9 protein-coding genes are annotated in these 12731 nt (G+C 69.3%); all 9 read right to left on the reverse strand.

The window, feature by feature from the left end; genetic code table 11:
• Positions 1 to 99: 99 nt before the first annotated feature.
• Genes C1931_RS00540 through C1931_RS00580 form a run of 9 tightly spaced genes read right to left on the reverse strand, consistent with a single transcriptional unit; the run spans position 100 to position 12413 of the window.
• A complete protein-coding gene (locus C1931_RS00540; protein WP_108755030.1) occupies positions 100 to 1908 on the reverse strand; it encodes a hypothetical protein in 1809 nt (602 codons plus the stop codon).
• A complete protein-coding gene (locus C1931_RS00545; protein ID WP_108755031.1) occupies positions 1905 to 4037 on the reverse strand; it encodes a hypothetical protein in 2133 nt (710 codons plus the stop codon). The genes C1931_RS00540 and C1931_RS00545 overlap by 4 nt, the downstream gene beginning before the upstream one ends.
• Positions 4034 to 5155: a BatA domain-containing protein gene (locus tag C1931_RS00550; RefSeq protein ID WP_108755032.1), complete on the reverse strand. Its 1122-nt coding sequence runs from the start codon at positions 5153 to 5155 to the stop codon at positions 4034 to 4036. The genes C1931_RS00545 and C1931_RS00550 overlap by 4 nt, the downstream gene beginning before the upstream one ends.
• Complete coding sequence (locus tag C1931_RS00555; RefSeq protein WP_108755033.1) at positions 5152 to 6048, reverse strand: DUF58 domain-containing protein; 897 nt, start codon at positions 6046 to 6048, stop codon at positions 5152 to 5154. Before C1931_RS00555 ends, C1931_RS00550 begins: the two co-directional genes overlap by 4 nt.
• 7 nt (positions 6049 to 6055) lie before the next feature.
• Entirely contained in the window at positions 6056 to 7039 is a 984-nt protein-coding gene (locus C1931_RS00560; RefSeq protein ID WP_108755034.1) for a MoxR family ATPase, read from the reverse strand.
• 13 nt (positions 7040 to 7052) lie between these two features.
• Positions 7053 to 7760 carry a DUF4159 domain-containing protein gene (locus tag C1931_RS00565; RefSeq protein WP_108755035.1) on the reverse strand — a complete coding sequence of 236 codons (708 nt, stop codon included), beginning with the start codon at positions 7758 to 7760 and terminating at the stop codon, positions 7053 to 7055.
• Entirely contained in the window at positions 7760 to 9094 is a 1335-nt protein-coding gene (locus tag C1931_RS00570; RefSeq protein ID WP_108755036.1) for a TldD/PmbA family protein, read from the reverse strand. Before C1931_RS00570 ends, C1931_RS00565 begins: the two co-directional genes overlap by 1 nt.
• A gap of 21 nt (positions 9095 to 9115) precedes the next feature.
• Positions 9116 to 10750 carry a TldD/PmbA family protein gene (locus tag C1931_RS00575; RefSeq protein WP_108755037.1) on the reverse strand — a complete coding sequence of 545 codons (1635 nt, stop codon included), beginning with the start codon at positions 10748 to 10750 and terminating at the stop codon, positions 9116 to 9118.
• Positions 10751 to 10781: 31 nt separating this feature from the next.
• Positions 10782 to 12413, reverse strand: a complete 1632-nt coding sequence (locus C1931_RS00580; protein WP_199913900.1) for a TldD/PmbA family protein — start codon at positions 12411 to 12413, stop codon at positions 10782 to 10784.
• Positions 12414 to 12731: the final 318 nt, after the last annotated feature.

The following is a 12731-nucleotide window of genomic DNA, read 5'->3' on the forward strand; positions in this document are numbered from 1 at the left end:
TCCGACCCCGGTAGATCCACGCCATGCGTGGATGCTGTCTGCGATCCACGTGGTGGGGTCAGAGCCCTTTCGCGTGCGAAAGGGATCCGACCCCGGCGTTCATCTGCGCCGCTCCAGCCACCACAGCAGGGAAGCGCACAGCACGAACGCCAGCCACCATGGCCAGCGCGGGCCGGCCACCGGCTGCATCGCCTGCGCGCTGACCGGCACGGTGGTTGCCAGCGCCTGCGTGGTTGCATCGATCATCGCCTGGCGGTGCAGGACGGCGGCGTCCTTCGTGTCGAACACATAGCGCCATAACGTCGCGTCGCCATGCTGCAGCCGCTGCCAGCCTGCGGCACGCGGCCACCAGCCGGCGCAGCGCTGCGACGCTGTGGCGGCGTCAACGACCAGTGGCACGCCTGCATCCTTTGCATCGAAGGCCTGCAGCGGTGCCTGCACGCCGCACACGGCGACGCGCTCGCCCAGCCAGGCCTGCGGCTGCGGTGACCACAGCGCGTCGCCGTTACGCTGCGCGCGGGCCACGCTGGCCAGCACCGTGCTCCACAGTTCGCCGTGGCGATCATCGCGACCGGCCAGCACCCAGCGCCACGTGTCAGTGAGCGGCAGCAGGCCGATACGGCCTTTGCCGACGCTGCGCCAGCTGCCGATCGGCGCGCCGGTCTGGTCGTGCAGCAGTGCATTGCTGCCGGGCGACTGCAGGGACAGTGCTTCCAGCGCGGGCAGTGCGGCCGTGTGCGAGCTGCGGTCGGCGACTTCGCCATCCGCGCTGGGCAGGGTGCCGGCGGCCAGCGGACCCCGACGCGCGGCCAGCATCGCGCTATCACCATCGCCGGGCAGTGCAACGGCATGGCTGCCGCCATCACCCTGCACCGGCAAGCCGAGATCGCGCAGGCGCTGCCGTGCGCTGGCCGACGGAACGCCGCCGCTGCGGACCAGCACGCCCAGCCCCTCGCGCAGGGCCTGGCGCAGCACGGACACCTGCCCGGCGCTCAACGCCGCCAGGCTGCGTTCGTCCAGCAGCAACAGATCGCTGCGCGCCAGGCTGGCGGCGTCCAACGGCACCGCACCGTCACCTACGCTGAGGCCGGCGCCGGTGTCGGCCTGGACCTGCACGCGCAGGCCGGCATCGGTGGCCCAGCGGCGCAGGTACTTCAACTCCGGCCCCGGCGCACTGGCGCGCACCCGCAGGCGCAGGGGCGGCGCCGCGATCGTCTGCTGCGGCACTGGCGCGCTGTCCAGCACATGGGCCTGCGCATCCAGCAGGCGCAGATGGAACACGCTGCGGCCGGGCGCACGGGCGACGCCGCTGAGGCGCACGCGGCCATCGGCGCCCAACGTCGCTCGATCAACCACGGTGTCGGCCGGGTCCAGCAGTTCGGCGCGTCCGCCGGTGACGCCGCGCGCCTGCGCGTGGACCTCGAAACGGGCGCCGGGCGCGGCATCGGCCGGGGGCTGCAGCGCGATCCAGCCAGACGGCGCAGGAGATGCCTGCCACGTCACGCGGGCCGGCAGCACGGCATCGCGATCGCGGGCTGCCAGCCCGGCACCGACCAGGGTGAGCGTGGCGGCAGGGTGCCTGCGCAGCGCGGTGGCCAGGTCGGGCACCCGCTGGCCACCCACTACGTCGGGCGCCTCCGGCAACAGCAGCACTGGACCGTCACTGGCCGGCACGGCACCCGCGGCGGCGGCATCTGCGGTGAGCACGACCAGGCCGCCCGCCGGCTGCTGCGCGCTGGGCGGCAACAGGCAGAAATACAGCAGCACGGCGGCAATGGCCTGAAGAACCATCCGCACCGCGCGCCAGCCGCGATGCGCGGTGGCCGTGCGCAGCTGCAGCAGGCTGGCCACGACCACGATGATGGCCAAGGCAACGGCCAGCCACAGGTTCAACGCGGTGGCCGTCATGGCAGCACCTCCAGTGCATCCAGATACTGCTGGCCCATCGCATCGGTGGCCGTGCGCCGCATCACCTGCGGCAGCGGGCGCTGCAGGGCGCGCCACAGCTGCACGCGCAGGCGCTGGCGGCAGTCCTTGCAGCCAGGCGCGATACGCAGTTGCTCGATGGCGGCGGCCAGGTCCAGTGCATCGGGCAGGTAGGCCGCATTGCGTTGCTGCCAGTTGGCAAGTGCATCCAGGTCGGCGGCGCCTTCGCCATCACCCAGCCGCTGCCAGGCCTCGACGATGGCCGGGTCCGGTGGCGTGCGTGGCGCCAACGGCAGTTCACGGCTGGCCAGCCCGGCGCGGTCACCGCCCAGGCGGCGGCTCTCATCGATGGGCGGCAGCTCCGGCCCCACGCGGGCCAGGTAGATGCGCTCGGCCTGCTGCACCTGCTTGATGAAACCCAGCGCCTTGTAGGCGAAGGGCAGTGCCTGCTCCGGACGGCCCTGGCGCAGCTCGCCTTCGGCCGACCACATCTGGTCCAGCGCGGCCTTCAGCGTGGCCCGCGTCTGTGGGTCCAGCAGGGTGGCCGCTTCGGCGTGGTCGTGGGTGTGGCCGTACTCGGAAAGCACGTCGGTGGCACTGCCGAACACCGGCGGCGTATCGGCGCTGCTGGCGGTGCCGCCGTGATCGTGGTCATGATCGTCGCCGTGGTCGTGCGCGTCGGCGGTGAGTGCATCGCTGGTGGGCAGATCGCTGGTCGGCGGCGGCTTCGCTGCGCCTTCGCTCTCCTCGCCCAGGAACTGGCCGTACCGCAGGCGCAGGATGCGCTGGTCCACGCCGATGGCATCGCTGCGCGTCACGAACGCATCGGCAGCGAGGGCACGCCGCTGGCGGATCAATGCTTCGGCGTCGATGATGATCTGCCGCTGGCTGCGGAAGTACGCCGGCAGGGTCTTCTTGATGCGGCCTTCCAGCTCGGCAGTGAGTGCCACCTCCGCAGTCGGCAGGCGCAGGATCACGCTGCTGCTGCGCGCGGTCTGCGGCCGGGGGGCATGGTTGTCGCGGACTTCCAGCTGTGCGATCACATCGCCGCCGGGCTGCGCGCCCAGTGCGGCCAGATCCAGCGTGTGGGCGAAGCGCCGCGCGCTGGCTTCGCCGCTGCCGGTCAGCGCCACGCGGCGTGTTGCGAAGGTGATGTTCTCGCCACTGCCCTGGGTGGTGGTGATCGACAACATTGCCCCAGCAGCGACGCCATAGTCATCGCTGGCTTCGAAGCGCAGCGTCCACTGGCGTTGCCCGGGCGTGCCCAGCACCAGGCTGGATACCGGTTCCAGCACGCGCACGCTGGGCGCCCGGTCGGCCACCACGTCCAGCCGGTGCAGACGGGTTTCGGCCAGCGCCGGTTCGCTCACCACGCGGTACAGCACGGGCGCGCGCGCAACGTCCTGCGCCAGCCAGTGGCCATCCTGCTCGTGCAGCGGCAATTGCCGGCCATCGTGGAACTGCAGCCAGGCCCTGGCCGGGGCGCGATCGAAGCGTAGTGACCAGGACAGCCGGCTGTCTGCGGCGACTTTGGCATCCAACGCATTCTGGGTGAGGGTCGGCTGCCCGGTGTAGGCCGGCGCGTCCACCCGCAGGCGGGTGGACTGCAGGTGCAGCGGTCCTGCGGGCGTCCTATCGCCCGCCGCCGGCGCGCGCGCAGGCGCCGACGGTCCGCCCGCACGCGGCCAGCCCAGCGCCAGCAGCGTGATGGCCAGGCCGCCCAGCCAGCACAGCACCAGCGCGCTGCGTGGCCAGCGCGGAGGCAGCTCCGGCATCGCGCGTTCCAGTGTGGCCAGCACATGCGTGCGCTGGCGCTGCTGCAGCGGATTGAGCGTGGCAGCATCGGCAAACAGCAGGTCGGCGCTGTCTTCGCTGCTGCCGCTGGTGTCGAGTTGCCGCTGCAGCCAGTGCCGGTCCAGCCGGCGCGCGTGCGCGGTGGCCAGCGCGGCGCAGGCGAGCAGGCCGACCGTGGCGACCACGCAGGCAATGTCGAACCCGCCCAAGCGCAGGGCCAACGTGGCGGCGGCCAACGCCCAGGGCAGTCCCAGCAACAGGGTGATGAGCGCGCGTCGGCGTCGGGCGCGGCGCCATGCGAGTTGAAGTGTCTTCATGCCGCCGTCCTGCGCCGCGCGCTGCTGGCCATGCAGCGCTCCAGCGCGAACAGCAGCACGATGGCCAGCAGCAGCCACGCGGTGGGCTCGCGCACCGGCGCTGTGGCGGCCGGCAGTGCCGCGCGCTGTGGCGCCTGGTCCAGGGCATTTCCCAGCCGCGGTGGCGCCGGCGGCTGCAGCGCCAGCAGCAGGGCACGCGGCAGGTGCGGATCGCGCAGCGCCTCGGTCTTGGTGACATTCCAGTCAGCGGGCAGCGACAGCAGACGGCCGCGGCCGACGCGCTGCTGCCAGAGCAGGGGGGCGCCGCTGGCGTCGCGCAGCAGCACACTGGCGTTCGCGGCGGGCTTGGCGGCGGTCAGCACCTGGCCGCCGTCGCCCAGCCACGCCTGCCAGCGGGCGGGCAGTGCCTCGCCCCGGGTCCATACAGCGGTTTCGCCGCGCGCGGGCAGGGCATCGACAGGCAACGTATCCGGCGCTGCCTGCACGCCCCACGCGCGCTGCAGTGCGTTCACCCAGTGCTGCGCCGCGCTGGGTGCATCGGCCTGCACGCGCAGCCGCGGTGGCGCTGCCTGGGCCCGCTCCGCGGTGAGCGCGAGCGGATGCGTATGCCATTGCACCTCGCGTGACAGCTGCACCCGTGCGCCATCCAGGCCGGGTAACGGATCGGGCACGTGCACGATCAACGGGGTGCCTGCAGGAAGCTGCGCGTCCAGTTCGCGCAGCAGGCTGGGCAGGGTGGCGCTGCCGGGTACTGGCGCTTGTTCGATGGACGGGAATCCGGGCGCCAGCCAATGCCAGTTCGCAGCGTCGGCGCCACCGCGCAAGGCGCCCGCATCCAATCCCGGGGCAACCACGGTCCAGGCGGCAGGCACCGGCGCGGGACCGGTCAGCGCTGGCCGCGCCAGCAGCAGGGCCAGCGCTGCCAGCAACAGCAGGCGCACCAGCAGCAATGGCCAGTCATCGAAACGGATGCGCTGGCGCGGGCGGATCTGCGCGCGCAGCCAGCGCAGGGCCGCGAAATCCAGCGGCGTGTACGGATGGCGGCGGGCCAGGTGGATCAGCAGCGGCAGCAGCCAGGCAGCCAGTGCGGCCAGGCCCAGCGGGAACAGCAGGTTCATGCGCTGCCCCGGCGGCCGAACAGGGCCTGCAGTGGCTGGTCCAGCGGTTGGTCGAGCCAGCCGATGGCGCTGGCGATACCGCTGGCCTGTAAGCGTGACTGCAGGGCGGTGCGCGCGGCAGCGAAGCGCTGCAGGTAATCGCTGCGGATTGCAGCGCCATCGCCCAGCAGTTCGTCGCCGGTTTCCGGATCGCGGAAGCGATGGCCGGCATCGAACGGGAAGTCGCGTTCGTCGGCGGTCAGGATCTGCAGCAGCATCACCTCGCGGCGCGCGCCGGCCAGTTGTTCCAGCAAGGCGATACCGGCTTCGTCGAAGCCGTCGCCGATTGCCAGCAGCAGATCGCCGGGGCGCACGCGCTCCCACAGCGGGCGCAGGCGCTCGGCCACCGGCCACGCGCCACGGGCCTGCAGGGCATGCAGTTGCAGATGGATGCGATCGCGCTGGCGTGCACCGCTGGCGGCCGGCACCAGTTGCAGGCCATCGCCATTGATTGCCAGCAGGCCGAAGCGGTCGCCCTGCTGCAGGGCCAGTTCCAGCACACACGCGGCAACGCCACGCATGTGGTCCAGGCGCGTGCGCTGTGGCGCGGCACGGTCGGCCTGGCCGGCCGAGGCGGTGGCGTCCAGCAGCAGCCAGACGGTGATCGGGCTCTCGCGTTCGGATTCGCGCACGAAGAAGCGGTCCGAGCGGGCGTACAGCTTCCAGTCGATCTGGCGCAGCGCGTCGCCCGGCTCGTAGGCGCGGTACTGGGCAAACTCCAGGCCAGCACCGCGGCTGCGGCTGGCGTGCTGGCCGATGCCGCTGGCGCCGCTGGCCAGGCGCGGCGACAGCCGCAACGTGCGCAGGCGCGCACGCAGGTCCGGCGGCAGGGTCAGCGGGATGGCGGCGCTCACGCGGCAATCAACTGGGGAACGGCACGGCCTGCAGCAGCGCTGCAACCACGTCGTCGGCGCGCTTCTGTTCGGCTTCGGCGGCGAAGGACAGCAGCAGGCGATGGCGCATGACCGGTGCGGCCAGGGCCTGCACGTCCTCGCGGGTGGCGGCGAAACGGCCCTGCAGCAGTGCGCGGGCCTTGGCTGCCAGCACCAGTGATTGCCCGGCACGCGGGCCGGCGCCCCACTTCACCCACTGGTTGATGGCCGCCGGCGCACCGTCGCCGGGGCGGCTGGCGCGGACCAGGCGGGTGATCCAGGCCAGCACGTCGGGACTTACGTGGACCTGGCGCACGGCCGCCTGCAGGGCGATCACCGCCTCGGCATCCATCACCTTCGGCACCGCTGCGCTGGCGCCGCCAGTGGTCTGTTCCAGGATCTGCCGTTCCTCGTCTTCGCTGGGGTAATCCACCAGCACGTGCAGCAGGAAGCGGTCCAACTGTGCTTCGGGCAGCGGATAGGTGCCGGCCTGCTCGATCGGGTTCTGCGTGGCCAGCACGAAGAAAGGCGCGGGCAGTGCATAGGTCGTTCCCGCGTAGCTGACCGTGCGTTCCTGCATGGCTTCCAACAGCGCCGCCTGGGTCTTGGGTGGGGTGCGGTTGAGTTCGTCGGCCAGCAGCAGGTTCGTGAAGATCGGGCCCTGCTGGAAGCGGAAATGACGATGGCCGGTGCCGTGGTCTTCCTCCAGCAGTTCGGTGCCGAGGATGTCGCTGGGCATCAGGTCGGGGGTGAACTGCACGCGCCGGAACTGCAGTTTCAATGCCTGGCCCAGCGAGCGCACCAGCAGGGTCTTGCCCAGCCCGGGCGCGCCTTCCAGCAGGCAGTGGCCGCCGGCCAGCAGGCCGATCAGCAGCTGCTCGACCACCGCGTTCTGGCCGACCACGGCATGGGCCAGGGCATCGCGCAGTGCATGCAGGCGCGGCAGCAGGGAATCGAGGTCGGGCTGGGTCATGGCGGTGTTCCGATCAGTTGTTCAGTGCGTACATCACGATGTTGACGCCGAAGCGGGTGTTGTCTTCGGCCAGGAAGCGCTTGTTGCGCCAGTCGTAGTCCCACTCGCAGCCGTAATCCTTGTTGCTGTAGAGCACGCCCAGGCGGCCATCGACCTCGATGCCCTTCAGGTAGTCGTGCACCAGGTCGTCGCCCCAGCCGTTCAGTTCGAAGCTGGTGGCGGGCGGACCTTCGGGGAAGCGGAAGAAACTGCGGTACAGCGCGTGGCTGTTGGGCAGCTTCTGCAGTGCCTTCGGCCCGAACAGGCGCGCCATCTGCGCTTCGAACGAAGTGGCGAACAGGCCGTCGATGTCATGGTTGCAGTCATCGACGAAGACGAAGCCACCGTTGCGCACGTAGCGCACGAAGTTCTGCCGTTCGGCGGCGTTGAACTCCACCAGGGTGTGGCCGGCCAGATAGCAGAAGGGCGCTTCCAGCATGCGTGGATCGGCCAGGGCCACCACGTGTTCCTGCGGGTCCACGCGCAGCGAGGTGTAGTCGATCAAGGACGTGATGAGGTTGGACGGCATGCGCGCGTCCACGTCCCAATCGCCGGAATCGTACTGCAGGCGGGTGAACCAGAAGTCGTAGCGGGAACTGCGCGGGCCCGCCTGCGCCCACGCTGGCAGCGCCACCGCCGAAGCGGCAGCGGCCAACCAGCGCAGGCAGGCCCGGCGATCCATCAGACCGCGTCGGACAACGAGGTGAAAGTGAAATCGCGCAGCTTCATCGGCGGGATCATCATCACGAAGCTCGATTCATCACCGGCCACGCGCACCGGCTTGCCCAGCTCTTCGATGTTGTTGAGCATGATGACCGGCGATTCGTTGAAGCGGAAATTCTTCACCGGGTGCTTGATCTGGCCGTTCTCGATGTAGAAGGTGCCGTCGCGGGTCAGGCCGGTCAGCAGCACGGTCTGCGGGTCGACCATGCGGATGTACCAGGTGCGGGTGACCAGGATGCCCTTCTGGGTGCCGCGCACCAGCTCGGCGGTGCTCTTCTCGCCGCCGCTCATCAGCAGGTTGCCCGGCGTGGCCTTGGCAGTCTTGCCCTGCTTCTGCGCCCAGAAGCGCGAGTAGTCCAGGTTGGCCACCTTGCCGTTCTCGATGATGGCCATGCGCTCGCGCGGCATGCCTTCGCCGTCCCACGGCAGCACCGGCGCTTCCGGGTGCCACGGGTCTGCGTACATGCTCACGCGCGGGTCGTACACCTGCTCGCCCAGCTTGTTGCCGCCGCCCTTCTTCGACAGGAAGCTGCGGCCTTCGTCGGCCGAGCGGGCGCTGAAGAAATTCATCATGAAGCTGATCAGGCCGGCCGCTGCGGCCGGTTCCAGGATGACCGTGTACTTGCCCGGTTCCAGCGCCTTGGCCTCGGCCGATTCGGTGGCCTTGCGCATGGCGATGCGGATGTCCTGTTCGGCCTTGAAGTCGGCGGCGTCCTTCAGGTTGCGGCCGACCCAGCCCGAACCGCGGCCGTCCTCGGTGCGCACGGTGCAGGTGTAGTCGAAGCTGGTGGTGCGCTGGTAGCCGAAGTTGCCATTGCTGTTGGCCGTGGCATAGAAGCCCTGGCCATCTTCCAGGAAGCCGGCGGCGATCAGGCCGTTGCCACGGCAAGGGGCGATTGAATCGGCGGCGACCTTGGCCCGGAAGGCCGGATCGATGGCGGCGGTGGATTCGCTGAAGGTGGGACTGGCGCGGTAGGTCTGCTTGCCGATGGCCGGCATGAACTCCGGGTTTTCCGGAGCCAGGCGGGCCAGATCCTCGGCGCGGCGCACCACGCGTTCTAGCGCGGCATCGTCGAACTCGTTGATCGAGGCGGTGCCCACGCGCTTGCCGAAGGCCACGGTGACGGCCAGTTCGGTGTTGTCGACAATGCCGCTGGTGGACACGTTGTTCAGCGCGAAACGGATGTTGCCGTTGAGCGAACCGACCAGGACGGCGCTGCACTCATCGGCCTTGGACAGGGCAATGACCTTGTCGAGGATGGCCTTGGCCTGGGCTTCGGTGAAGATACTCATGGTGTAAGGGCTCCTGACCGGTCAGCCGAGGCTGCGTGCGGTGTTGATGACGTTGATGCCGTTGAAGCGCGCGGTGGACGAACCGTGCGAGACCGCCGAAACCTGGCCCGGCTGGCCCTTGCCGTCGAAGAACGACCCGCCCAGGCGGTAGTCGCGCTCGTCGGCCACGGCGGTGCAGGCGTTCCAGAACTCCGGCGTGCGGATCTGGTAGGCCACGTCTTCCAGCATGCGGGTGATCTGCCCGTTCTTGATTTCGTAGAACAGCTGGCCACCGAACTGCGCGTTGTAGCGCTGCTGGTCGATCGAGAACGAACCGTCACCGATGATGTAGATGCCGTTCTCCACGTCCTTGATCATGTCGGCCACGCTGAGCGGGGTCTTGCCCGGTGCCATCGACACGTTGGCCATGCGCTGGAACTGCACGCTGGACCAGGAATCGGCATAGCAGCAGCCGTCCGATTCGGTCTTGCCCAGGATATGGGCCTGGTCGCGGATGGTCTGGTAGTCCACCAGCTTGCCGTTGCTGATCAGGTCCCAGCGCTTGCACTTCACGCCTTCATCGTCATAGGCAACCGCGCCCAGGCTGCCCGGCTGGGTCTTGTCGGCGAAGATGTTCACCTGCTCGCTGCCGTACTGGAAGTGCTGTTCGCGCTTGTCCAGGGTGGCGAAGCTGGTGCCGGCGTAGTTGGCTTCGTAGCCAAGCACGCGGTCCAGTTCCAGCGGGTGGCCGATCGATTCGTGGATGGTCAACCAGGTGTGCGACGGGTCCAGGACCAGGTCGTACTTGCCGGGCTTCACCGACGGCGCCTTCAGCTTCTCCTGCGCCTGCTTGGCGGCCGCGATGGCGTCTTCCTTCATGTCGTAGGACGAACCGTAGTTCACCACGCCGTTGGGGGTGAGCACCTTGCCGGCGGCGGCGCCGTCCAGGTACTCGTAGCCCAGGCCCATCGGTGCGGACAGGCCTTCGCGGGTGCGGAACTTGCCGCTGGCCTTGTCGATGGCGGTGACCGTCATCGGTGCCCAGATGCGGTGCACGTCCTGGTCGATGTAGGAACCATCGGTGGAGGCGAAGTACTTCTGTTCGTTCACCAGGAACAGCATCGAGTTGACGAAGCTGGCACCGGCGCCCATCGCCGCGGCGTTGACGTCCAGCAGCAGGTCGACCTTTTCCTTGATCGGCACGTCCATGGCGTTCTTGCGGATCGGGGTCTTCCAGCTGACCTCGCCCACGCCCGGTGCCTTGGCCAGCTGCACCGGCGCGGTCTGCACGCCGGCGTTGGCCTTGGCAATCGCGGCGGCCTGCTGCGCGGCGCGGGCCACGTCGGCGGTGCCCAGCGCATTGGTGGCCGCAAAGCCCCAGGCACCGTTGACGATCACGCGGATGCCCACGCCAGTGGACTCGGTGTTCACCACGTTCTGCACCTTGTCTTCGCGGGTGATCACGAACTGCCGCAGGTAGCGGCCGATGCGCACGTCGCAGTAGGTGGCGCCGGCGCTGCGCGCGGCCTGCAGGGCGGCGTCGGCCAGGCGCTTCTTCAACGCCGGGTCCAGGCTGGACTGCAGCTGCTCGGCGGCGATCGCCTTGCCGAAGAAGGAGGGCACGATCAGGCCGCCCGCGGTAAGCCCGGTCAGGGCCAGGAAGTCACGTCTTTGCAAGGCTGCTCTCCACGTCGAAGGATGGGAAGACTCAGGCGCCGAGACTGCGCGCGGTGTTGATGATGTTGATGCCGTTGAAGCGGGTGGTGGACGATCCGTGGGAGACCGCCGAGACCTGGCCGGGCTGGCCCTTGCCATCGAAGAACGAGCCGCCCAGGCGGAAATCGCGTTCATCGCAGATGGCGGTGCACGCATTCCAGAATTCCGGCGTGCGGATCTGGTAGGCCGCGTCCTCGACCATGCCGGTGATCTTTCCGTTCTTGATCTGGTAGTACAGCTGGCCACCAAACTGCGCGTTGTAGCGCTGCTGGTCGATGGAGTAGGAGCCGCGGCCATGGATCCAGATGCCGTTCTCCACGTCCTTGATCATGTCCTCCACGCTGAGCGGCGTCTTCCCGGGCGCCAGCGAGACATTGGCCATGCGCTGGAACTGCACGCTGGACCACGAATCGGCGTAGCTGCAGCCGTGCGAAGCCTCGCGACCGAGGATGTGGGCCTCGTCACGGGTGGCCTGGTAATCGACCAGCACGCCATCGCGCACCAGGTCCCAGCGCTGGGTCTTCACCCCTTCGTCGTCGTAGCCGACCGCGCCCAGGCTGCCCGGCTGGGTCTTGTCGGCGAAGAAGGTGACGATGTCGCTGCCCCAGCGGAAGCCGGCATCGCGCTTGTCCAGCGTGGCGAAGCTGGTGCCGGCGTAGTTGGCCTCGTAGCCCAGCACGCGGTCCAGTTCCAGCGGATGGCCGACGTTCTCGTGGATGGTCAGGAACAGGTTGGACGGGTCCAGCACCAGGTCGTACTTGCCGGGCTTCACCGAGGGCGCCTTCAGCTTCTCGCGCGCGTGGCGGGCGGCGGCAATGGCGTCCTCGACCGGGTCATAGGAATCGCGGTACGCGGTGATGCCGCCGGGCAGCTGCGCCTTGCCGCGTGCATCGCCATCCAGGAATTCGTAGCCCATGCCCATCGGCGAGGACAGGCCGGCACGGGTGCGGAACTTGCCGCTGGCCTTGTCGATGGCGGTGGCGGTGAAGGGCAGCCAGATGCGGTGGATGTCCTGGTCGATGAACGAGCCGTCGCTGGAGGCGAAGTACTTCTGCTCGTTGACCAGGAACAGGGTGGAGTTGATGAAGTCGGCGCCGGCATCCAGCGCGGCGCTGTTGAGCGCCAGCAGCAGTTCCACTTTGTCCTGGATCGGTACGGCCATGGCGTTCCTGCGCACCGGCGTCTGCCAGCGCACGTCGCCCACGGCCGGGGTGGGGGCCAGTTGCACGGGGTGGGTCTGGATGGTCGCGTTGGCGCGGGCGATGGCGGCTGCCTGCTCGACGGCCCCGCGCACGGCGGCCTCGGTCTGCTGGTGGGTGGCGGCGAAGCCCCAGGCGCCATTGACGATCACCCGCACGCCCACGCCGGACGACTCCCGGTTGGTCACGTTGCCGACCTGGTGCTCGCGGGTGATGACCGACTGGTTGAGGTAGCGGCCGATGCGCACGTCGCAGTAGCTGGCCTTGGCGCTGCGGGCGGCGGACAGGGCCACCTCGGCCAAACGCCTGCGCTGGGCGGTATCAACCGGCGCCAGCAGCTGCTCGGCCGCGATCAGCCGCGAATGCGGCAGCACCAGGCCCGCCAGGCCCAGACCGGAAAATGCCAGGAACTCACGTCGTTGCACAGCGTCTCTCTCTCACTTCCGTGCGGCTGGCAACGGGCCAGGCCGATCACGTCAACTCTCCGACTTTCGCCAGCGCGGGGCGTGGCGGCAAGTGACTGCAGTCATGGGTGGGGAGGGTTTCGGCAGGGCTTGCAGCCCTGCACCTGCTTGGGGCAACGGCAACGGCAAGAGCCAGAGCCAGAGCCAGAGCGGCATTCCGTGGGTGGGCGGGGCGGTGTCGGATTGCGGGGACGCCGTGAATCCGTCCATGGAGGCTTGGCAGCCGCATCCATGCGGCTGACACCCCGCAATCCGACACGGCCCCACCTCTGACAGATT

The sequence above is a fragment of the Stenotrophomonas sp. YAU14A_MKIMI4_1 genome, from assembly GCF_003086855.1.
Taxonomy (GTDB): domain Bacteria; phylum Pseudomonadota; class Gammaproteobacteria; order Xanthomonadales; family Xanthomonadaceae; genus Stenotrophomonas.